This window comes from Psychroflexus aurantiacus (assembly GCF_010820555.1).
GTDB lineage: Bacteria > Bacteroidota > Bacteroidia > Flavobacteriales > Flavobacteriaceae > Psychroflexus > Psychroflexus aurantiacus.
Map to the genome: position 1 here is coordinate 251,600 of NZ_JAAIKD010000003.1, position 23,261 is coordinate 274,860.

The window sequence follows — 23,261 nt, forward strand, 5'->3', positions numbered from 1 at the left end:
GTATGGGATTAGTTGGAAGATTTATAATGTACAGCTGGCAGTTCTCTTAAAATTTTCGCGGCCTGTTCTGCAGAGATATCGCGCTGAGCCTCTCCTAGCATTTCGTAGCCAACCATGAATTTCTTGACAGTCGCACTCCTCAGTAATGGCGGATAAAAATGCATGTGAAAATGCCATTCCGGATGATCCATTCCGTCGGTTGGGGCCTGGTGGATTCCGGAAGAGTAAGGGAAGGATATATTGAACAAATTATCGTATTTCACAGTGATTGCTTTTAACACCTCAGCAAAGGCTTTTTCTTCTTCAGGTTTCATGGAACTAAGGCTTCCAAAATGCCGTTTGCTGATAATCAGTGTTTCATAAGGCCAGGTGGCCCAAAACGGTACTAATACGGCGAAGTGTTCATTCTCAGCTACAATGCGTTCTCCATGCAGCAGCTCCTCTTCGAGATACACCTTAAGAAGACTCCTGCCGGTTTTTTTATGGTAGTCTTCAAGATTTTCCTGTGTCTTTTTTACTTTGGACGGAATAGAAGACTGTGACCAGATTTGACCATGCGGATGAGGATTACTACACCCCATCACAGCGCCTTTATTTTCAAAAATCTGAACGTATTTTATAAAATCATGACTTCCAAGTTCGATATATTCCGCTTTCCAGGTCCTGACTATGGCTTCAATGTCTTCGAGTTCCATTTCCGGAATCGTCAGGTTGTGCTTAGGCGAAAAACAAACCACTTTATTGATTCCCCGTTCCGGCTTAGATTGAAATAAATCAGAAGTCAGTTTGTCATCTACCACCAGTTCATCCTTGATCAGGGACGGAAAATCATTTTCAAAGACATAACAGCCTTCATAAACAGGATTTTTGCTTCCGCTGGAACGTGTGTTTCCTGGACACAAATAACAGGTTTCATCGTATTCGGGACGTTGTCCCTTATTCTGCTCTTCTTCCTGACCCTGCCAGGGCCGCTTTGTCCGTTGTGGTGAAACCAAAATCCATTCATCAAGTAAAGGATTATAGCGTCTATGAGGATGTTGGTTGGAATTAAATTTTTGCATAAAATCTGTTTTTTATTTAACCTGATGAATCCCGTCACTTATCTGAATTTGATAGGCGCTTAAGTCAATTTTGAATTTTTCGAAATAGGCGGCAGATAAGTTTTCGATAAGCGGATCTATGGATTTCTTACGTACTAAATTGATAGAACATCCCCCAAATCCGCCTCCCATCATCCTTGCCCCAAGTACACCTGGAACCGCAGAGGCTTTGTTGACCAGAAAATCCAGTTCTTCACAGCTGACCTCATAATCTCTTGACAATCCGTCATGCGTTTCCAGCATCAATTTACCGAGTGTTTTATAGTCCTTATTCTGAATTGAATAGGCGGCTTCATTTACTCTCTGAATTTCTTTAACCACAAAACTGCAGCGCTTAAATAAATTTTCACCCAGTTCTTTCCGAAGGGAATTAACCTGGGATAAGGTACACGATCTAAAACTACTCACCTCCGGGTACTGGACTTTGATGATATTCAATCCCGTTTCCACCTCTTCGCGCCTCACATTATAACCGGATGTTAGATGTTCGTGTTTCACATGGCTATCCAGCAATAACAAGGAATAAGAACCCAAATCTGCATCGAAATAGCTATAATCCAGACTTGTACAATCCAGTTTAAGAGCACTGTCTTTTTTACCGAAAACACAGGCAAACTGATCCATGATACCACATTTTACACCTACAAAGCTATGCGAGGTTTGCTGTCCCATTAAAGCAATAGTCTGCTTGGACAGCTCTAAGGAGAATAAATTATTCATAGCATAAATAAGCCCGCATTCTAAAGCTGCAGAAGAAGATAAACCGGCACCAATTGGAATTGTACTGCTGAAAACCAACTGAAAGCCTTTCAGTTTAAGTCCTTTTTGCTTAAGCTGATGTAAGCCCCCAAGAATAAAATTGGCCCACATAGGCTTCACTGGTATGAGCTCATCAGTCAAACTAAAACTGTATTCCTCGTCCAAATCCTCAGCCACCAGTACACATTCATCCGTCTCCAAGGAAGTAATGGCGAAACAAATGTATTTGTCTATAGCCGCCGGAAGCACAAAACCATCGTTATAATCTACATGTTCACCAATGATATTGATGCGCCCCGGAGATAAGAAAATAGCTTGTGGCGGTGCATTAAATCTGACCTCAAAATGAGTGGTGGTCTTTTGTAGTAATTCCTCTTTCATCATTTTTGTTTTTTTCTTAAAATCAAGGGCTCAGATTCTAAACCTTCCGCTTTAGCTACCACCATAATAACATCTGAACCGGTTTTGGTTTTCAACAAAATACTGGCAATTCCAGCTTCCGCCTTTATCGGATTTTGACCAATCAGCTCTGCCGATTCACTTTCTATGCTAAACTTTATTTCCCCTTCGAATCCGGGAACCAAAGTACCTTCAGCATCCGTAATTTCAGCATGTAAAAAGACTATATCGTCCTGTTTTTGGCTTAACCCAATACCAGAAGTATCCACTTTTAATCTGATCTGTTGGGCTTCAGAAGGTGTTTTGACTTCATGTATGGCTACTTCTTCCCCATCGATATAACCAACAGCCTTAAGGGTTCCAGCTTTAAATTCAGATAATTTGAATTCGAAAGGAGGATGTGGCAGTGCACTGGAAAACGCGTTTCGTGTAGGGGTCTGCCTAGCAATCAATTTTTCGTTCAGGTACAAAGCGACCTCATCGGTGTTGCTAAAAACACGCACAGCCTGAGGGGACGTTGGCGTCCAGTAATTAGCTATATAAACCACTGGTCCGGCTTCCAGGGGAGCTTCATAGGTTATCGCCGGAGACCGCTGACTTTTGTAAAAGTAATAGGCAAATTTTGGAATTCTAAAAATATCCCGGATACCTGAATGTTCAATATTATCGGCATAACCTCTGTTATAATCAAACATCAGCCAGTTGGCATGTCCTATGGTATGCTCACCTTTCAGGTTGGAATTAAAAGCTTCCTGAAAATTGAAGGCTTGCTGTAATAATCGCCGTTCTCCATCACCACGACCTTGCCTGCTGGTTCGTTCGTCTTCTGAAAGGTTTTCAAAAGCTGTTTGGTTAAAGCCTGCATTTTGAGCATAATACTCCCAGTCGCCGTATTCTGCAATGAAAATCTTTCTCGCGTTCTTCTCGTAGTCGGTCCAGTAGGTTGGTGCTTTAGCATGCTGCCTGGCAGGGATATAAAGATCATAGCTTGGATGGTCTATCCATCCTGCCGAATAAGTGTCTTCATAGGGCAGCTCGGCTTTCAGAAGCGCATTGGCTTTCATCATAAACTCTTCTGTCATCGGACTTTCATTCAGAGAGTTTTCCCAAAACACAATGCTGGGATGATGACGATCTCTTCTCGCAAAATCTTTAATTTCCTGATATGCGTTTTCCTGGAATTCTTCTCCCCCAAAAAACTGCCATCCTGAAATACAGTTCATCACCAAAAGCCCCAGCTCATCACAGGCATCCAGAAAGGCTTCAGTTTGGGGATAATGCGATAGCCTTACAAAATCAAAGCCTGCATTTTTTATTTTTACAGCATCTCTGTAATTGGCCTCATCGGAAATCGCATAACCCACGTAAGGGTATTCCTGATGACGATTGGTGCCCTGGATGAATACATTTTCACCGTTCAGGAAAAATCCATTTGCGTTGAGTTCAATCGCTCTTATTCCTGTGGTCAGTTCTTTGGTGTCTAAGATGGTTTCACCTTCCATCAGATTCACGTTAACCTGGTACAACTTAGGAGAATGAATACCCCATAGTTCCGGATTCTCAATGTCGATTTGGGTTGTAAGAACCCGATCCGTACTTGAAGTCACTTCTGCAGATTCTGTAGTTTTGGAGATTGTTCTTCCTGAAGGAGATTTAAACACAATTTTTGCGGAGATCTTTTTATCTTCAGAAGATTCATTTCTGAAATGGACTTTTACCAAGCCCATGGCTTTTTCCTTTGAAACTGAATCGAAATGAACTAAAACACCACCGCTATTGACCTGATTCGCAGCAACAGGGTCTGTGATATAAACGGAATGGGTTTCCACTAAATTCACATTCCTGTAAATCCCTCCGTAGTAATTAAAGTCCAGTTGCTCTAAAGGCTTTCCCGGGGGAATGTGCGGGTTATTTTCATTATTCACTTTTACAATCAGGGTGTTTTGAATTTTCAAAACATCGGTCATATCTACAGTAAACGGCAGGTATCCTCCCTGGTGATGCTTCAGTAAGTGCCCGTTTACCCATACCCAGGCTTCGTGCATGACGCCTTCAAATTCAAGGAAGCTTTTCTTGGATTCCGGATGTCTTTCAAAGGTCTTCTTATACCATGCATCCCCCTGCCACTGGTCATTAACCACAAGAGGTTCAATTTCTGGCGTGTGAGGAATCTGAACAGTCTCCCACTTCAGCGAAGTGGAATCTTTAGTAAAGGCCCAATCTGAATTGAAACTGGATTCCGTTCTTTGAAAACCTTCTGTCCTGTTTTTACAGGAATTCAAAACAAGCAAGCCTAAAACAAAAATCAATACTTTATACATGGATTTAATTTTTTTTAAAAGCATCTAAAGCTGGTGAGGGTGTTCCATCTTCCTGCCATGCGCTAAGGCTATATCCACTCCATGACTTTTCGCCCTGAGGCTCCCAGTACATGACTCCCAAACCGCGATTATCAGGCACCGCTTTTACGGCTTTTAGGGTAGCTTCAAGCAAATTTCTGGTGTTCTCAACTTGATCGTAAAGTCCGCCTACTTCCACGATCATGACGTCTTTGTCATACCTTTTTACCATATCGTTTAGGTTGAAGACAAGATCGTCTATGGTTTCTGTATAATCCTTTTCCACCCAGTACGGATAGTAGGATAAACCGATGATATCGTACTTCACACCCTGCTCCGTGGCATTATCATAAAAGTCGACAAATTTCTCGTTATTATCCCCTTCATCCACATGAACGATGACCTGGATACGCTCATCCACTGCTTTGGTGGCGTCATAACCTGCGTTTAAAAGCTGGCCCAATTGATCCCAATGCTCTGTACTTCCTTCCGGCCACAGCATTCCGCCGGGAATTTCATTCCCAACCTGCACCCACTTCGGAGTCACCCCTGCTGCTTTTACTGCGGAAACTACCTGGTAGGTATGTTCATAAACTTTTTCTTTTAGCTTCTTAAAGCTTAGGTCTTCCCAGGCTTGAGGTTTATTTTGTTTACCCGGATCTGCCCAGGAATCGCTGTAATGAAAATTGATCATTACATCCATGCCCATCTCTTGTGCTCTTACAGCCATGTCTACGGTTTCTTCTTTGCTGCAGTGCCCACTTCTTGGATCGCTGGACGGATTTACAAACACACGTAATCTTACCGAATTCATTCCACGATCTTTTAAAAGCTGAAGTACATCTGCCTTATGGCCCTCTTCGTCTTTAAATTCATAACCCGTAGCTTCCATTTGTGGCAGCCAGCTTACATCGGCCCCTTTAGCAAATTCAGGAGTAACAGTTTTATCTGCACAGGAAAAAAACAGCAGAGTAATAATGAGAAGTTGAAAATATTTGATCATAATCAATGTTAAGCTTAAGTGTTCAGGTTGATAAATTGAAATTTGGTATGTTGCCGGTAAACCTCCTCTTTTTTCAAAAGGGCAGATGGAAAACCCTCATGGTTGGGAGCATCGGGAAAAGCCTGGGTTTCAAAACAAATTCCACTGGTTTTATGATAACCTGTTTGGCCTTTTGGTGTCAGTTTGGAATCCACTTGTCCTCCTACATAGACTTGCATACAAGGCTGATTGGTGTAAACTTTCATGTGTAACTTGTTTTTTTTACTCCTGAGTTCTGCCGCTAAATCGTTTTCGAAATCCAGCACAAAAGCATCGTCAATCTGACCAGGAACCGGTTTGAATTCTGAGAAATCATAGGGATGATCTTCAAGTGAATTCAGTTGACCCGAAGGCACATTCGCCTCATCCGTTTCTAAAATTTTGTTAGCCTTAATCTTCAATTGCTGATCGGTGACATCCCCCTGATACCCGTCAAGATTGAAGTAAGAATGTTGAGTTAGATTCACCAGCGTATCTGCATTTGAAATTGCCTTGTAATAGACATCCAGCTCGTTGGCTAAGGTCAGGGTATATCTGACTTCAACTTTGAGTTCTCCGGGATAGTTTTCATCTAAATGAGGACTCGTCAACGTGAAGGTTATGGAAGGTTCATCTCCCTCTGTTTGAGAACATACTTTCCATATATGTTTACTAAAGCCTTGTTTTCCTCCATGAATGTGATGATCCCCTAAATTCTTTTCGAGTTGAACAGTCCTGTCATTCAGCTGAAATTGGGCATTTCTGATTCTGCCGGCAAAACGACCAACTACGGCACCAAAATAAGGAGCTTGCCCATATTCAAAAGAATTGATGTAGTCTGAAGGGGAATCGAACCCAAGAACCACATCAACCGATTGATGATTGCGGAGTGGGATTTTCAAAGCCGTGATGGTAGCCCCCAGATTGAGAACCTCCAGCTGCATCCCGGTTTTGGAAGTGAGAACATAGGTTCTGAGAGATGATATTTTAGGTTTAGTTTCTATTGACATCGTTTTAGCAAAAATTAAAATTATATTTGAATAATTCTTACCAGTACCTACCAGTTTGAGTAAGGATTCCAACCAGTTTAATTTTCAGCTCATGCCTTCAATTTTTAAAACCCCCATTAAAAACGCCCCTAAATACAGTTATATCGTAGGCTGTGTAGAAGATGCGATTTCAGAACATAAATTAAGCAAAGGAGACAGACTCCCTTCGCTGAATAAGGTTTGTATGGAACTGAATGTGTCCAGAGATACTGTGCTGATTGCTTATAATGAATTGAAAAAGAGAGGAATTGTGTATTCCATTCTGGGTAAGGGTTATTATATAAAAAGCAGTGAAGTGAATTTTGAAAAGCGTTTTTTTCTGTTGTTTGATGAACTCAACAGCTTCAAGGAAGACTTGTATACTGCACTGCTGAAGGAGCTGGGAGATAAAGCCGAAGTCGATATTTACTTTCACCATTTCAACAGAAAAATGTTTAAAAAACTGGTAAACGATAGCAAGGGAAATTATTCAAAATACATCATCATGCCTACAAAATTCAAGGATGCCAGGATTGATATTTCCAGTCTGCCCCCTGAGGATGTTTATATTTTGGACCAAACCCACGCTTCGCTGGCAGCATACCCCGGTATATTTCAAAATTTTTCCAAAGATATGTTTCAGGCACTGGTCAAAGGCTTGGATAAATTGAGGCGCTACAAGCATTTAAAACTGATATTCCCTGGAGCTAAGGAACCTGAGGGAATGATTTTGGGTTTCAAGCAGTTTGCAGAAACCTATAGGTTTCCATATTCCATCCAAACTGATTTTTTGGAAGAGGAAATTACGCAGCATACGGTTTATCTGGTCCCAAACGACAGACACTTGGTCAGCATTATAGAACAATCCAAACGGCAAAGCTTAAGCATCGGTAAAGATTTTGGTGTTATTTCCTACAATGACACGGCTTTAAAAAAAATTGTTGAGAACGGAATAACCACCATTTCAACAGATTTTACGGCCATGGGAACTATTCTGGCTCAAATGCTCCTCACGGATTCCAAAGCACAGGTAGAAAATGAATGTGAATTAATTTTGAGAAATTCTCTTTAAAAACTAAAAACTCTAAGCGATAAAATTTCTATTTTTAACCACTCAAACTCAATGTTATGAAACAGTATCACGATCTAATTTCTCATATTCTTAAAAACGGAGTCCAAAAAGGAGACCGAACAGGTACTGGAACTAAAAGTGTGTTTGGTTACCAAATGAGATTTGACCTGAGCGAAGGCTTTCCTTTGGTGACGACCAAGAAAATCCATCTGAAATCGATCATTTATGAACTTCTGTGGTTTTTGAGAGGTGAAACCAATATTGCTTATCTGCAGGACAACGGCGTGAAAATCTGGAATGAGTGGGCTGATGAAAATGGGAATTTGGGCCCGGTGTACGGTCACCAGTGGAGAAACTGGAACTCCGAAGACATCGACCAAATCCAGGAGTTGATTCACACCTTAAAGACCAATCCCAATAGCCGCAGAATGATGGTTTCCGCCTGGAATCCAAGCGTGATGCCGGATACGTCTAAGTCCTTTGAAACCAATGTAGCCAATGGAAAAGCAGCGCTTCCTCCCTGTCATGCCTTTTTTCAATTTTACGTAGCAGAAGGGAAATTATCCTGTCAGTTATACCAAAGAAGCGCCGACGTGTTTTTGGGTGTTCCTTTCAATATCGCTTCTTATGCCTTGTTTACCATGATGGTAGCTCAGGTTTGTGATTTGGGATTAGGCGATTTCATACACAGCTTTGGTGATGCTCATATTTATAACAACCACTTTGAACAGGTTGAACTTCAGCTTTCCAGAACGCCCAGAGCCTTACCAACCATGAAGTTAAATCCCGAGGTAAAGTCAATTTTCGATTTTAAATTTGAAGACTTTACACTGGAAAATTACGACCCTCACCCGCACATCAAAGGCAAAGTCGCTATTTAAAGTTTGGTTAATTGTTCCGTTTGAACCTGACCAACTACAGACTTTTTTAGTAAATTCAAAAAATAACCTACTCTTATGATTCAGGAATTTATTGAAACAAGGGCCTATTCGGAACAACTCTGCAAGCCTTTGCAAACCGAAGACTTTGTTATTCAGCCTGTTGAATTTGTATCGCCTACAAAATGGCATTTGGCGCATACCACCTGGTTTTTTGAGGTATTTATCTTAACTCAATTCAAAACTGATTATCAGCTTTACAACGAAGATTTTCCTTACTTCTTCAACAGTTACTATGAAGCCAAAGGAGAGCGCGTATCCAGAGCTCATCGGGGAAACTTATCCAGACCCACAGTAGATGAGGTTTTCAACTACAGAACCTATGTTACCCAAGCTTTGAAGGAGCTCCTCACCTCTTCCGATAAAAAAGAAATTTTGAACCTGGTCGAAATTGGTATTCATCATGAAAAACAACATCAAGAACTGCTTTTGATGGATATCAAGTATTGTTTTGGTCATCATCCTCTGTATCCTACTTATGTTAGCAATTTTGACGAAAAGTCCTCTGAGGATGCGACACAAAACTGGCTGAGCATACAGGAGGGACTTTACAAAATCGGCCATCAGGGAGACGGATTTTGCTACGATAATGAGACACAGGCACATCAGGTATTTTTACAGGATTTTGAAATAAGTAATCGCCTGGTAAACAACGGTGAATTCCTGCAATTCATGGAAGACGGGGGTTATAAAGACCCCTTGCTTTGGCATGCGGAGGCCTGGGACTGGATTCAGTCTGAAAACATAGAACATCCGCTCTATTGGCGAAAAAACGAAGACACCTGGAAGGAATTCAAATTAAATGGTCTAAACCCGCTTGATCTTAAGGACAGCCTGAGTCATGTCTCCTACTTTGAAGCTGCTGCTTTTGCCCAGTGGAAAGGCTGCAGACTTCCAACAGAATTTGAGTGGGAAGTTGCTCAGGATCTGTTTTCCTGGGGAAGACGCTGGGAATGGACTGAAAGCGCCTACCTCCCGTATCCCAACTATAAAAAAGCACCTGGTGCTCTCGGAGAGTATAATGGTAAGTTTATGGTAAACCAAAAAGTACTCCGGGGAGGCTCCGCATTCACTTCAAAAAACCACACCAGAAAAACCTATAGAAATTTTTTCCATCCCGATATGAGATGGCAGCAAAGCGGTGTAAGACTAGCTAAATAATTCGACAAAAACTACATGGAATCTATAAGAAAACCAACCACCCTTACAGAATTTGAAAAAGATGTCATCTCAGGACTTAATGATTACCCTAAGCATCTGTCCTCCAAATTTATTTATGATCAAAATGGAGACAGATTATTTCAGGACATCATGGCTATGCCAGAATACTATTTGACTGCCTGCGAATACAATATTCTAAAAAATCAGTCTGATTTAATTGCTGAAAAATTTAATTTACAAAGTGGCTTCGACCTCATAGAACTGGGTGCAGGGGATGGAAAAAAAACAAAGTTACTTTTAAGCCATTTATCTGAAATTGACGCAAACTTCACTTACCTGCCCGTAGATATAAGTCAGAATGTACTGGATGAACTTGGAGCTGCCTTAGAAGATGAACTGCCAAAAGTGAATTTTGAACTCTTACAGGGAAGCTATTTTGACGTCTTGAATCAGTTATCCAGTTACAATAAGAGACAAAAAGTCATTTTGGTCTTAGGCTCAAACATTGGAAACCTAATGCATAGTGATGCCATTGATTTCCTGAAAAAGATTCAGAAAAACATGTCTTCCGAAGATTTACTTTTTATGGGGTTTGACCAGAAAAAGCATCCACAAATTATTCTGGATGCCTACAATGACTCCAAAGGCATCACCGAAGCTTTTAATAAAAATTTGCTGGTGAGAATCAACCGTGAATTAGATGCTAATTTCGACCTTGAAGCTTTCTTTCACTGGGAAACCTACGATCCTGAAACCGGAACAGCCAAGAGTTTCCTGGTAAGTAAAACAGATCAGAACGTGAGAATCGCTAATCTAAACCTTGAGGTCCATTTTAAGGCCTGGGAAACGATACATACGGAAATCTCTCAAAAATATGATGATGATACGGTAGAATGGCTGGCATCTAAAGCCAGTCTGAACATTGACAGAATTTTTGAGAGCGAAAATGGGTTTTACAAAAATTACACCTTTAAAAAAATATAAGTATGAAAGCGATTTGGAATGAAGAAATCATAGCAGAAAGCGAGGATACCATCTTGATTGAAGGAAATCATTACTTTCCGCCTCAAAGCATCAACACCTCTTATTTTGAAGAATCAGATTATCACACCCACTGTCCATGGAAAGGAGAAGCATCATATTATACAATTTTGGTAGAGGCTAAGAAAAATGAAAACGCAGCCTGGTATTATCCGGACCCAAAACCTGCAGCAGAGAAGATTGAAAATTACGTTGCTTTTTGGAAAGGTGTCCAGGTTAAGGAGTAATCAGATCACTGGAGTTCTTCCAAAGCATTTAGTAAACTCTCCAGGTCTTTCTCTGTATTGAAATATTGAAAACCAACCCGGATTCTTCCGCCCCTGAAAGCGGATAGAATTCCTTTTTGTTTCAGTTTATCTATATCGCTTTCTTCTCCCTTTAGGCTGAATATATTTTGATGAGCCTGTTTATCAATCACTTCGGTGTCTAGTAGATTTCGCTTAAAAAATTCTGATTTTGCAAGTTTAGAAAGCGATTTGATTCTCGATTCTATAAAATCTATCCCTAGTGTTTTATAATGAAATTCTAAGGCAAATTGCAGTCTGGCCACAGCAATCACATCGAAATGACCGGATTCGAGAAAACCCACTGCTCTGGGTTTGCCGTCTGGCTTTGAAGTTAGTGAATTACTGCCTAGGCTTCTAAACCTATGCTTTTCCAAAAAACCAGGTTTCAATAAGAAAAAAGCATTGCCAAGTCCGGCGTTTAACCATTTATAACCACTGGTTCCAAAAACATCAAACGGAGAATTGCTAAAATCAAAAGCCTCACTTCCACAGTACTGGGTCGCATCGGCAATAAAACTAATGCCTGGAAATTCATCCTTTAATTTTTCTAAAGCCTTTAAATCGAGTTGCAAGCCACTTATATATTGTGTCATACTGAATATGAAGAAATCAGGCTTAACTTCTGTAAAGGTTTGCTTTAGGTTTTCATAAAGCTTAAGATTGATGTCCACTTCAAAAACCTCAAAATTCCTGGATTTCACCGGCAGATTGACCGAGGGGTAATCCTGAGCCAGTAGAACCACCTTGGACTGGTCTGGGAGGTCATTTAAAATAAGATTTATTCCCGATGAAAAATTGTTCAAAAGCCCGATACAGTCAAACTCTGCATTATAAATTTCAGCAATAAGGAGCTTGGTATCCTCGACAATGGAGTCCTCATACGCATCACTGAAAAGACTTCCTCTCAGCCTGTAATCTTCTTCCAGCTTATGTATTTTGGACTGAACACTGGAACACAGGACACCTGTAAATGGAGTGTTGAGATAGGTAAAAGACGAAAGGATAGGGAATTCTTTTTTTAAGCTTGTCATGGGTAAGTAAGTAAAGTATTAGTAAATTTGAACTTCTAATATACTTTAAAATGGATTCGAAAAAAACGATTGGCCCGGAGATTAAAGAACTTTATGAAAATGCGCATCAGCGTGTCAAGCAAAAGAAAAATCTGATGACCCACGTGGTAATTTTTATCGCCGGTGGTGTTATTTTCATCGTTTTAAATGTAATTATAGGTTACAAGGCAGAGTTCAAACCACTCGGAATGGATTGGTTCGTAACGGCCATCCTCATCTGGTTATTTTTCCTTATCATCCATGCGATTAACGTATTTATGGTCAACAAACTGATGGGTAAGGCGTGGGAAGAAAAGCAAATGAACAGACTCGTGGAAAAGCAGCTTGAAAAAGTAAGTAAACTTCAAAAAAAGGTAGATAAAAAACATCCTATAGATCAAGAAGAAACCAACAAGAGACCAGAATAAAGAACCTATGAAAATAACTATGGTTGCTGCAGCAGCAGAAAATAATGCCTTAGGTAAAGACAACGAACTGGTATGGCATCTTCCTGATGACTTTAAGCGCTTTAAGGCTATTACATCGCATCATCATATCATCATGGGTCGAAGAACCTTTGAGTCCTTTCCAAAATTATTACCCAACAGAAAACACATCGTTATTACTCGCCAAAGAGAGTATGAGAAAGAAGGGGTCATCATTGTACATAGCCTTGAAGACGCTTTGAAAGTTAGCTACGATCAGGATGATGTATTTATCATAGGTGGTGGTGAAATTTATAAACAGGCTATGCCTTATGCGGATAAAATAGAACTCACCCGCGTTCATGACACCTTTGACGCTGATGCGTACTTCCCTGAAATTGATGAATCCAAATGGAAACTCATCCAATCTGAATACCATGAAAAAGACGAGCGTCATAAGCATGATTTTACGTATTTAACCTATGTAAAATCCACTAATTAAGCCCGGCTTATCTCGACTATTCAAAATTAAATATTAAAACACCGCTTAAACCTGTTAAGAATTCTTATAAGTTTCGTCTTAAAACATTAAAAAATTAGTTTTGACGAATATTTTTAACTTATGAAAAAAACTTACGCAATTCTCTTATTCATAGCTTTCACCTTCCATACAAATGCAATTGCTCAGGATGAAAAGACTGACAAGGCTACGTTTCAATTTCTAAAAGACTATGTCAATAGAATAATAAACGATACCATTTCAAAAGAAAAATCTCAATTTTTCTTATATCCAGTGGTTGGTTACAGACCAGAAACCGGTGTAGAATTTGGAGTGACTTCACTCTATGTGTACTATGCCAAAGAAGATACAAGTAATCGCTTAAGTGAAATCAATGCCTACGGTTTCTTCACCTTAAAATCTCAGTTCGGATTACGTGCTGATCATGCCATATATTCACATAAGGATAAGTGGTTTTTTTTAGGGGATCTTAATTTTGAAAAGTTTCCTATAAAATATTACGGGATTGGGAACGATGTACCCGAAGATAATATTGCGCTGGTAGACGCCATGCAAATAAAAATAAGAGAACGGGTGTTAAGAAGACTCTCCAAAGATTTCTATATTGGTTTGGAAACAGATTTTGTAAGCCTTCGCAATGTCAAGTTTGAAGACCCGGACGACAACAGTCAAACTGTCGATTTCTCGCTTCCTTTCGGTGCGGAAGGAACAACAAATTTCGGACTAGGTGCCGGGCTTGTTTATGATGAAAGAAGAAATGTCCTGAATGAAAGGAATGCCTTCTTTAGTGAAGTTGCTTATTTAAATTACAATACGTTTTGGGAAAGCGAAGTAGAATACAACAGCATTATTTCGGATACCCGATTTTTTAAATCGGTGAACAAAAGAAATGTCCTAGCCATGCAGCTTTTTGGGGAATTCAATTTTGGAGGACAGGTTCCCTTCAATCAGCTTTCGCAAATGGGGGGACAATATATGATGCGTGGGTATTTTCGAGGAAGATTTCGCGATGAAAATCAAATTGCTGCCCAGGTAGAATATCGATTCCTGCCTCTGGACCTCAGTTTTTCCAACCGCTTAGGAGCGACTGTTTTTGCAGGAGCCGGAGATGTGTTTTCAGAATGGGATGAACTCCAGGTCAAGGACATCAAATGGTCTGCCGGGGTTGGAGCCAGGTTTTTACTCTTCCAGCAGAAAGATGTCTACTTAAGAGTGGATTACGCGATTACACCCGATGAAAACGGGTTTTATATTGGTGTTGGTGAGGCTTTCTAAAAACCTTTAGTCTTTGCCCTCTATCCAGTCTATGATTTCCTGATCCAGAGGCGAAGTTTGAGGTGAAATTACTTTTTCCAACTCACCGCTTTCATTAAGCAGATATTTTTGGAAGTTCCACTCGACCTGGCTGTCCATTTTTTGATTCCAGGATTTATCGGTCAGAAACTGATAAACATCGTGCTTGTCTTCACCTTTAACTTTGATTTTACCCATCATTTGAAAAGAAACCCCGTAATTATCTACACAAAATTTTGAAATTTCTGCATTGCTCCCTGGCTCCTGGGCCATAAAGTCATTGCTAGGAAAACCGATGATCTTAAAGTTGTTATCCTGATACGTATCGTACAGCTTTTGCAAATCCTCATATTGTGGGGTAAGACCACATTTAGAGGCCGTATTAACAATCATAACTTTATTTCCTTTTAAAGTTGAGAAATCCAGGGTTTCTCCTTTTATGTCTGAAGCGAGAAACTGGTGTATGCTGTTATTCATGTTTTTTATTCAAATGTAAAATAATCTGGCTATCTCTGTTAAGCCTTTACTTTAATTTATCAATTGTAGCTCGAACTGTTTTGCTGTACCAGTTGGCAGCACCTGTTTTTTTTATGAGGATTTCACCTTCAGCATCCATTAGGAAAGTGGTTGGCAAACTCGAACTTTGCAGCACATCCGGTGGACTCGACAGGAAGTAGTATACCGGTAGGTTTAAATTTTCCTGTTCAAGAAAAGAGGTGACGACTTCAGGTGCTTCTGAAGTGATAAAGTAAAAATCGACCTTTTCTTTATAATCTGTGTAGAGTTTTTGAAGATCCGGCATTTCTGCAATACAGGGTGCGCACCAGGTTGCCCAGTAATTGACCAAAACTGGCTTTCCCTTGGATTTTACAAAATTTACAGTGTTGAGCTCTTCATTTTTGATGTACCAGTCATAATCTTTTAGGGTTTCACGATCCGATTCATCGATTTCGGTGGGACTAAAAGCGATTATTCGATTGAGAAACACCTGTATAGGCTGACGCGTCTGAGGTATGATGATCAATACAATCAGTATCCCAAACAGGATATTGCTCCAGTGTTTTTGTAAAAAATTCTTTTTCTTCTCCTGCATAGGTGGAATAAATAAAAAGGGTCATCTTAAACAGATGACCCTAATAAATATAGTGAAAACCAGGTATCAAGCCTTGTTTTGCTTTTTGATCATATTTAAGGCAGATCCTTCTCTGAACCAGCCAATCTGAGTAGCATTGTATGTGTGATTCGCTTTGATGGTATCTTTAGATCCGTCAGCATGAACAAGTTCGATCGTCAATTGTTTTCCTTCTGCAAAATCCTTAAGATCTACAAAGTTGAAAGTATCATCTTCTTGAATCAAATCGTAATCGCTTTCCTTATCAAAAGTGATTCCTAACATACCTTGTTTTTTCAAGTTGGTTTCGTGAATTCTCGCAAAAGATTTTACTAAAACCACTCGTACTCCAAGATGTCTTGGCTCCATGGCCGCATGCTCTCTAGAAGAGCCTTCGCCGTAGTTATGATCACCAACAACCACTGTAGGAATACCTTCAGCCTTGTAAGCACGTTGAGTTTTAGGCACGGCATCATACTTCCCATCCAACTGACTTTTTACAAAGTTAGTTTTCATATTGAAGGCATTCACAGCTCCAATCAAACAGTTGTCTGAAATATTATCCAAATGACCTCTGTATTTTAACCAGGGTCCCGCCATAGAAATATGGTCTGTTGTACATTTTCCATGAGCTTTAATCAAAAGCTTCGCACCCATCAGGTTGTCTCCATCCCAAGGATCAAAAGGATCCAAAAGTTGAATTCTATTTGAATCAGGGTTGACTTTTATGTTAATAGAGCTTCCATCAGCTTTAGGAGCTAAATAACCATTATCTTCCACATCAAAACCAAGTTCTGGTAACTCAATACCTTGTGGAGCGTCTAGTTTCACTTCTTCTCCATCTTCGTTAATCAGCGTATCATTCATAGGATCAAAATCCAGTCGACCTGCAATCGCAATAGCGGCAACCATCTCTGGAGAACCAACGAAAGCGTGAGTGTTTGGATTTCCATCGGCACGTTTGGAAAAGTTTCTGTTGAAAGAGTGAACGATAGTATTTTTCTCATCGCCTTTTCTGTCGCTTCTATCCCATTGTCCAATACAAGGTCCACAGGCATTGGTGAATATGGTGGCCCCTAAGTCTTCAAAAACTTTAAGAAGGCCATCGCGTTCTGCAGTAAATCTAATCTGTTCAGAACCCGGATTGATACCAAAATCAGACTTGGGAATTAATTTTTTATCAACGGCTTGCTGTGCAATAGACGCCGCTCTGGTTAAATCCTCGTAAGAGGAATTGGTACAGGAACCAATGAGTCCCCAGTCTACTTTAATCGGCCAGTCATTTTTTCTGGCTTTTTCTCCCAATTCTCCAACTGGCGTAGCCAAATCTGGTGTAAAAGGTCCGTTTAAATGCGGTCTGAGTGTACTTAAATCGATTTCAATCACCTGATCGAAATAAGCTTCAGGATTCTCATATACTTCCTGGTCACCGGTCAGGTGCTCTCTTATCTTGTTAGCCTCATCTGCAATTTCATTTCTATCGGTCGCTCTTAAGAAACGCTCCATAGAATCATCATAGCCAAAGGTAGAAGTAGTCGCTCCAATTTCTGCTCCCATATTACATATGGTACCTTTCCCTGTACAGGATAGGTTTTTAGCGCCTTCGCCAAAATATTCCACAATACATCCTGTACCACCTTTAACCGTGAGAATTTCAGCAACTTTCAAGATGACATCTTTAGCAGCAGTCCAGCCTTGTGGAGCTCCTGTTAACTTCACGCCAATCAGTTTTGGAAACTTAAGCTCCCAGGGCATTCCTGCCATCACATCCACTGCATCTGCTCCACCAACACCTATCGCCAGCATTCCTAATCCACCGGCATTCACGGTGTGAGAATCGGTACCGATCATCATTCCTCCGGGAAAGGCATAGTTCTCTAAAACCACCTGGTGAATAATTCCAGCGCCCGGCTTCCAAAATCCGATACCATATTTGCTAGAAACAGACTCTAAAAAGTCAAAAACCTCGTTACTCGTTTCATTAGCTCTCTTCAAATCTTTAACCGCTCCCTGTTTGGCCTGAATCAGGTGATCACAGTGTACCGTTGTAGGAACAGCCACATTTTCTTTACCCGCCTGCATAAATTGCAGCAAAGCCATCTGTGCGGTGGCATCCTGGCAAGCTATACGGTCTGGAGCAAAATCAACGTAATCTTTACCCCTGGTAAATTTTTGATTTGGTTTGTTTTCCCATAAATGAGAATAAAGAATTTTTTCTGAAAGTGTAAGTGGCTTGCCAACAGCTTCACGGGCTTTATCAACGCGTTCAGACATCTGGCTATACACTTCCTTTATCATATCGATATCAAAAGCCATAGTTTATATATTTTAGAGTGCAAAAATAAGGTTTTTGCTTGAATTTAGAAAATGTGTAAGTTTAAAGCGAAAATTCTAACAATTTTTTATATTACTGTCCCTTAAAATAAACATAATTATCATATTTATATTTTTTTTAAAACTAAATTGATAAATTAATAAATTTAAACGGCGAACAAGAGAATTTTGAAGTGCTGAATCTATAATTTAGACTCAATATCAATAACTTTTAGAGCAGCTGACCAATGATGTCTTCTATGGAAACATTCTCCGCCTCGGCTTTGTAATTTCTTACTACCCGGTGTCTTAAAACGGCAAGGGCAACCGCCTGAATATCTTCAATATCCGGAGAGTATTTTCCTTTGGAAGCCGCGTGGGTTTTGGCAGCAAGAACAAGATTTTGAGAAGCCCTGGGTCCCGCACCCCAGTCAACATAGGTGTTGATGTATTCGGAGCTCCGTTCTGAATTGGGCCTAGATTTTCCAACCAGTTCCACTGCATATTCAATGACGTTGTCTGCAATTGGCATTTTCCTGATCAGCTTTTGTATCTGAATGATTTCAGAGGCCGTAAACAGAGCGGTAATGTTCACTTCCCGGTTTTGAGTGGTAGCCTTTACTACATCTACTTCTTCCTGGAAACTGGGATAAGTTAAGTTGACTTCAAACATGAATCTATCCAGCTGAGCTTCAGGCAGAGGGTAGGTTCCCTCCTGCTCTATCGGATTTTGTGTAGCCAGAACAAAATACGGATGAGAAAGCAGATAATGCTTACCGCCAACCGTCACTGCTTTTTCCTGCATGGCTTCCAGAAGCGCTGCCTGGGTTTTGGGTGGAGTCCTGTTGATTTCGTCAGCCAGTAAAATGTTGGTAAATATAGGACCTCTCAAAAATTTGAAAGATCGGTTTTCGTCCAGAATTTCAGAGCCGATAATATCACTGGGCATGAGGTCGGGGGTAAACTGAACTCTTTTAAATTCTAAGCCTAAGGCCTGGGAAATGGTATTGACCAACAGGGTTTTGGCAAGACCGGGAACACCGACTAACAGAGAGTGTCCCCCGGAAAATATTGATAATAACAAGGTGTCCACAACCTTTTCCTGACCTACTATAACTTTAGCAATTTCAGATTTTAAGGCTTTGTATTTCTCTACAAATTTATCTAAATCAGCTACATCCGACATATCATTGTTTTATCCAGGCCTTTGCAAATTCGCAAGCCTTGTAGTCTCCGTTTACCTTGATATAAGTTTCTTCAGCTTTTTCAGCTTTCCAGGTATTTATTTTTTTCAACTTCTTTTGTTGCAGAGCCAGCTCACGAATACGCGTGTAGTCTTCACTAAATTCAGCTATATGCTCTGGTATCTTCTTCGTAACAGTAATCACCTTAAAAAAGACTTTTGCAGTTCTAGGCTCTGTGTCTTTGATGACTGGAGAAACTTCATTTTCCTTCAAATCTACAACCTGACCGTAAATCGTTGGATCTACTTTAGTCAGTTCAAATCGCCTGTCGCCGGTAGCAGAATTGATAAGCTGACCTCCGCTTTCTCTGGTTTCCTTTTCGTCGGATACTTCTCTAGCCGCATCTTTAAAACTCACCTCCCCGTTCACAATCATCTCCCGAACCTTATCAATTTCCGTTTTGGCTTTTTCAACAGCTTCTGAACTGATCTCCGGGTAAAGCAATATATGTCTTACATCCACCTGCTGACCTCTAATCTTATCTACCGTAAGAATATGCCACCCAAATTCTGTTTCAAAAGGCTTACTGATCTCACCTTCTCTTAAGCTAAAGGCTGCATCTTTAAATTCCTTGACATAAGGATCGTTTCTAGTGAGAGTAATCTTACCTCCGGAACTCCTGGACCCTCTATCTTCAGAATACAGTACGGCCTTGGTTGCAAAACTTCCGCCAGCCAGGACATCATCTCTAAATGAATTCAGTTTATCAATAACCGCTTGTCTTTCCTTTTCTCCTACTTTTGGTCTGACTATAATCTGAGCTAACTCCACTTCGTCATTGATCAAAGGAATCTCATCTTCTGGAATGGCTTCAAAAAAGGCCCGTGTTTCTTCTGGAGTAATTTCAACCTCATCTACAATAGCGCCCTGCATTTCTTCGGCGAGCATACGCTGTGTATTGATTTCGTTAAGCTGAGCCCTGAGCTCATCTTCCGTATCGATTTTGTAAAAGCCAAGCAGCTTGTCCATACTTCCCACCTGACTTACAAACTGACTGATTTGCTGTTCTGTAAAACTTGAAACTCGTTCAGGATTAAATGGCAAACTGTCCAGCTTGGCATGATGGGCAAATAACTTATTTTCCATAATCGTTTCTGCAACATCACAGTAGGTAATTTCTCCGATTTGCTGATTTTTCATATCCAGGTAAGCCTTGGAAATATCGCTTTCTAAAACCAGGTAATCTCCTACCACCGCAGCCACTCCGTCGATTTTCACCCGACCATCTTTTGTGACTTTAGTCGCTTCTAAAACCTCTTTACTAAAATCAGAGTCGTTTAACAGGTTATCCTTTTCATCAACGGTAACTTGGGCCGTTGTTGCAAAACTTACAAGTAAGACTCCCAATAAAATCAGTTGTTTAATAGACTTCAAATTCATTATTTTTTGTAGCATCTTTAGTGATCTCTTTTTCAATATTCTTAGATATATTTATTTTTCTTCTGTTGAGCAATATTTGCTCTATCGTTGGCCTCACATAGCTTAAGGGTGCTTTTTCGTTACGATTCAATACTGAATTTATATAAATAAAAAAAATATCATTTTCGTTTTCACTTTCTATCTCCAGAAAGTGTTTTGCCTTCAAAAGCTCGGGCTTATTTAATTCTATATTTTTGTTCTCTTTGAATTCCTTTACCACATCTGAAACACGAACCCAAACAGAATCGTTTAAGGATAAGGATTTGAACTCCAAAGATTTCTCCTGCAATGATAGCATATCTTCAGAATTAAAACGTAAGAATTGGCGTTTTATGTCCTTTATAGACTTCATTTTTTTATCTAAATGCAAATAACGCAACTGCACTAAGTCTTCATTCAATTTAAAATTTACAGAGTTATTTTCATAATAGTTCAAAACGCTTGCAGAATCTATTTTATCAGACAATTCTCTTTCGATTAGTGCATCTTTGTAGGCTTTTTTAAACAATTGCTCTTCATACTTTTGAGACAGCTCCCTAAAATCCCGCTGGCGCTCTTCGGGTAAATTCAGTTTGGCTCTGTCGAGTAAGAGCTTATCTGTCGCCCAGTTTTGGATATAACTTTTGGCCGCCATACTGCTGTCTTCCGGGGAAATATTATTTGAAATATGAGCCTCCAGTTCTTCAAAAGTCAAATAATGATCATTCACCCTGGCTACATAAGCAGTGTTCCTCTCTTTTTTGAAATAAGAACAGGATGCCGCTATAAGACATACCACCGCAAGTATTAAATATTTAGTTCTCAAGTTTATTTTTTAGTTTTTTAAACACCTCAGCATTAACCACCACATGGTAATTTTCTCTTAATTCTGAAATTACTTTTTCTTCTTTCTCTTCCTGCAACCTACGTATGATTTTACCGCTTACTTCATCGAAGTTTTGAATTCTAGGTTCTTCAACAGCATCTACATCCATTATCAAAAACTGATCCGAATGTTTATGAATTTTACTCAAACCTGCTTTAAACTTAAAATTTGCAGGAAGTTTAGGAGAAGATTTCTCCAGGTTCACCTGTTCCATAATAATGTTTTCCGCCAGCTCGATGGCTAAGGTATCGTCTTTGCTCCTATTCTCCAATTCAGACGCTAAAGATTCTAAAGCTTTCCTGTTTTTGGACGTATAGAGCTGACCTTTGACCAGTTTAGGGGTTATGAACTCTTTTATATGCGAGGCATAATAGGCCTTTTGCAAAATCGTGTCATCAACAATTGGCTCCCAGATTTTTTTCTGCATATAATCAAAAATCAAAATGCCATTTTTGTATTCTTTTATGCGTTCAGCAAAGGCTTTGTCAATTTCAGGTAATTTTGTTTTATGATAAGTTAGAAGTTCGCTGTACACCAAATCGTCAATAGCTTTTTGAATAATTACTTTGGGAGCGGGCAAGTCTGAAAAACCATACTGCTGTCTTTCCAGATACTCTCCGAAGGTTTTGTAATCTATACTTTGGTCTTCAACCCGAATAATATATTGGGAAGCTGCATCCCCTTTGGGTTCATACCTCCATTTTCCCTGAGTAAAACTGGAGTCTAGTAAGCTCAGGAAGTGATCTTTAGCCTCTTCTTTTATGTCTACAGCATACAAATTCTCCAGATCTTCCCTGATCTTAGTCACCAAAAGTTTAGACCGTGAAGAACTCTTGAGTTTTTTCTTGAAGTCCTCCTTTACCTCTTCATACGACTGCAAAGGAATCGTTTTGATCAATTTGACAATATGCCAGCCAAACCGTGTTCTAAAAGGCTCGCTGTAATCCCCCTCGTTCTCCAGTTCGTAAGCCTTATTTTCAAAGGTTTTTGAATTTAATCCGCCAAGACTAAACACAGTGACATAGCCTCCTTTACTTGCTGTATTGTCATCCTGACTATACTGTTTAGCGAGTTCATGAAAATCTTCCCCGCTCTGCAGGCGCTTGTAAATCTTTTGAATTCTCATCTCCGGATCCTGTAGCGAATCCCTGGGATATAACATAATATGAGCCGTTTCCAGTTTCCCTTTGGAAGGTCTCTCCCCTGTTTTTTTAATAATATGATAACCAAATTCTGACCTTACAGGATTTGAAACCTCTCCAACTTCAAGATGATAAGCAGCATCCTCAAATTCATAAACCATCTTAAACGCATTGAACCAATTCATATCCCCCGCATTAGCCTGCACTGAAGGATCATCGGAATACTGTTTTGCCAGAGGCTCAAAAGGCTCTCCATTTTCAATCCGTCTCTTAAGCATCAGGGCCTGTTGATAGACTTCAGTCGTATCTTCCGCATGCTCTGGTAAATTCAGTAAAATATGACTCGCTCTGACTTCGGTTTTGGTTCGGTCGTAGGTTTCTTTAACCATGGCTTCAGTCACCTCTCCATTGGAAATATAACTGTCTGCGATTTGTTTATAATACCTTCCAAACTCCTTTTTGAAAGATGATAAGGTATCGAGTTGAATGGCGTAAGCTGAGCTTAGCTTTAAATGAAAATTGATAAACCGCTCCAGATGCTCTTCGACAGATTCCGAAGCAACAGAACCGATATCCGAGTTTTTCTGATAGGATTGTATGAATTCTCCTACCTTATATTCCTGCTCATTAATCTTGAAAAGCGTTTCCTCTTCAATTTGAGCATTTGCTGAAAACACAAAGCATAATAGGCTTATGCAAAAACTAAAAGGAGACTTCATTTATTTATTTTGAAAG

General features: G+C 40.0%; 21 protein-coding genes. 8 read left to right on the plus strand and 13 right to left on the minus strand.

Annotation, left to right across the window (positions count from 1 at the left end; all coding sequences use genetic code 11):
* Positions 1-8: 8 nt before the first annotated feature.
* The 5 genes from G3567_RS06625 to G3567_RS06645 are packed head-to-tail and all read right to left on the minus strand — an operon-like array spanning position 9 to position 6,628.
* Positions 9-1,061, minus strand: coding sequence for a UDP-glucose--hexose-1-phosphate uridylyltransferase (locus G3567_RS06625; protein ID WP_164004544.1), 1,053 nt, complete (start codon positions 1,059-1,061; stop codon positions 9-11).
* Between the two features lie 12 nt (positions 1,062-1,073).
* Positions 1,074-2,243, minus strand: a complete 1,170-nt coding sequence (galK, locus tag G3567_RS06630; protein ID WP_235923506.1) for a galactokinase — start codon at positions 2,241-2,243, stop codon at positions 1,074-1,076.
* Positions 2,240-4,579 (minus strand): glycoside hydrolase family 2 TIM barrel-domain containing protein, encoded by a 2,340-nt coding sequence (locus G3567_RS06635; RefSeq protein WP_164004545.1) that lies wholly within the window; start codon positions 4,577-4,579, stop codon positions 2,240-2,242. The genes galK and G3567_RS06635 overlap by 4 nt, the downstream gene beginning before the upstream one ends.
* A gap of 4 nt (positions 4,580-4,583) precedes the next feature.
* Positions 4,584-5,600 carry a glycoside hydrolase family 53 protein gene (locus G3567_RS06640; protein ID WP_164004546.1) on the minus strand — a complete coding sequence of 339 codons (1,017 nt, stop codon included), beginning with the start codon at positions 5,598-5,600 and terminating at the stop codon, positions 4,584-4,586.
* Positions 5,601-5,614: 14 nt separating this feature from the next.
* Entirely contained in the window at positions 5,615-6,628 is a 1,014-nt protein-coding gene (locus G3567_RS06645) for an aldose epimerase family protein (protein ID WP_164004547.1), read from the minus strand.
* 91 nt (positions 6,629-6,719) lie between these two features.
* On the opposite strand from G3567_RS06645, the gene G3567_RS06650 reads away from it, so the two are divergent.
* The 5 genes from G3567_RS06650 to G3567_RS06670 all read left to right on the plus strand — a co-directional run bounded on the left by G3567_RS06650 (position 6,720) and on the right by G3567_RS06670 (position 11,085).
* Positions 6,720-7,718 carry a GntR family transcriptional regulator gene (locus tag G3567_RS06650; protein ID WP_164004548.1) on the plus strand — a complete coding sequence of 333 codons (999 nt, stop codon included), beginning with the start codon at positions 6,720-6,722 and terminating at the stop codon, positions 7,716-7,718.
* A gap of 56 nt (positions 7,719-7,774) precedes the next feature.
* On the plus strand, positions 7,775-8,599 hold the full coding sequence (locus tag G3567_RS06655; RefSeq protein WP_164004549.1) for a thymidylate synthase: 825 nt from the start codon (positions 7,775-7,777) through the stop codon (positions 8,597-8,599).
* A gap of 75 nt (positions 8,600-8,674) precedes the next feature.
* Positions 8,675-9,817 (plus strand): ergothioneine biosynthesis protein EgtB, encoded by a 1,143-nt coding sequence (gene egtB, locus G3567_RS06660; RefSeq protein WP_164004550.1) that lies wholly within the window; start codon positions 8,675-8,677, stop codon positions 9,815-9,817.
* Between the two features lie 15 nt (positions 9,818-9,832).
* The gene (locus tag G3567_RS06665) at positions 9,833-10,801 is read left to right on the plus strand and encodes an L-histidine N(alpha)-methyltransferase (protein WP_164004551.1); all 969 of its coding nucleotides are present in this window, start codon (positions 9,833-9,835) and stop codon (positions 10,799-10,801) included.
* 2 nt (positions 10,802-10,803) lie between these two features.
* Positions 10,804-11,085: a DUF427 domain-containing protein gene (locus tag G3567_RS06670; RefSeq protein WP_164004552.1), complete on the plus strand. Its 282-nt coding sequence runs from the start codon at positions 10,804-10,806 to the stop codon at positions 11,083-11,085.
* A gap of 5 nt (positions 11,086-11,090) precedes the next feature.
* Here G3567_RS06670 and G3567_RS06675 read toward each other — a convergent pair whose 3' ends face one another.
* Positions 11,091-12,176, minus strand: coding sequence for an aminotransferase class V-fold PLP-dependent enzyme (locus G3567_RS06675; protein WP_164004553.1), 1,086 nt, complete (start codon positions 12,174-12,176; stop codon positions 11,091-11,093).
* A 50-nt stretch (positions 12,177-12,226) separates the two neighbouring features.
* On the opposite strand from G3567_RS06675, the gene G3567_RS06680 reads away from it, so the two are divergent.
* The 3 genes from G3567_RS06680 (at position 12,227) to G3567_RS06690 (ending at position 14,414) form a co-directional block, all read left to right on the plus strand.
* A complete protein-coding gene (locus G3567_RS06680) occupies positions 12,227-12,622 on the plus strand; it encodes a 2TM domain-containing protein (RefSeq protein ID WP_164004554.1) in 396 nt (131 codons plus the stop codon).
* Between the two features lie 7 nt (positions 12,623-12,629).
* Positions 12,630-13,121, plus strand: coding sequence for a dihydrofolate reductase (locus G3567_RS06685; RefSeq protein WP_164004555.1), 492 nt, complete (start codon positions 12,630-12,632; stop codon positions 13,119-13,121).
* A 120-nt stretch (positions 13,122-13,241) separates the two neighbouring features.
* On the plus strand, positions 13,242-14,414 hold the full coding sequence (locus G3567_RS06690; RefSeq protein ID WP_164004556.1) for a BamA/TamA family outer membrane protein: 1,173 nt from the start codon (positions 13,242-13,244) through the stop codon (positions 14,412-14,414).
* A 6-nt stretch (positions 14,415-14,420) separates the two neighbouring features.
* Here G3567_RS06690 and G3567_RS06695 read toward each other — a convergent pair whose 3' ends face one another.
* The 7 genes from G3567_RS06695 to G3567_RS06725 form a co-directional block, all read right to left on the minus strand.
* A complete protein-coding gene (locus G3567_RS06695) occupies positions 14,421-14,909 on the minus strand; it encodes a glutathione peroxidase (protein WP_164004557.1) in 489 nt (162 codons plus the stop codon).
* A gap of 46 nt (positions 14,910-14,955) precedes the next feature.
* Positions 14,956-15,525, minus strand: a complete 570-nt coding sequence (locus tag G3567_RS06700) for a TlpA family protein disulfide reductase (protein ID WP_164004558.1) — start codon at positions 15,523-15,525, stop codon at positions 14,956-14,958.
* A gap of 66 nt (positions 15,526-15,591) precedes the next feature.
* Positions 15,592-17,859: an aconitate hydratase gene (locus tag G3567_RS06705; protein ID WP_164004559.1), complete on the minus strand. Its 2,268-nt coding sequence runs from the start codon at positions 17,857-17,859 to the stop codon at positions 15,592-15,594.
* A 229-nt stretch (positions 17,860-18,088) separates the two neighbouring features.
* Positions 18,089-19,042, minus strand: coding sequence for an AAA family ATPase (locus G3567_RS06710; RefSeq protein WP_164004560.1), 954 nt, complete (start codon positions 19,040-19,042; stop codon positions 18,089-18,091).
* Position 19,043: 1 nt separating this feature from the next.
* Positions 19,044-20,480, minus strand: a complete 1,437-nt coding sequence (locus tag G3567_RS06715) for a peptidylprolyl isomerase (RefSeq protein ID WP_164004561.1) — start codon at positions 20,478-20,480, stop codon at positions 19,044-19,046.
* Positions 20,461-21,324 (minus strand): hypothetical protein, encoded by an 864-nt coding sequence (locus G3567_RS06720; RefSeq protein WP_164004562.1) that lies wholly within the window; start codon positions 21,322-21,324, stop codon positions 20,461-20,463. The genes G3567_RS06715 and G3567_RS06720 overlap by 20 nt, the downstream gene beginning before the upstream one ends.
* A complete protein-coding gene (locus tag G3567_RS06725) occupies positions 21,314-23,245 on the minus strand; it encodes a peptidylprolyl isomerase (protein ID WP_164004563.1) in 1,932 nt (643 codons plus the stop codon). Before G3567_RS06725 ends, G3567_RS06720 begins: the two co-directional genes overlap by 11 nt.
* Between the last annotated feature and the right edge of the window lie 16 nt (positions 23,246-23,261).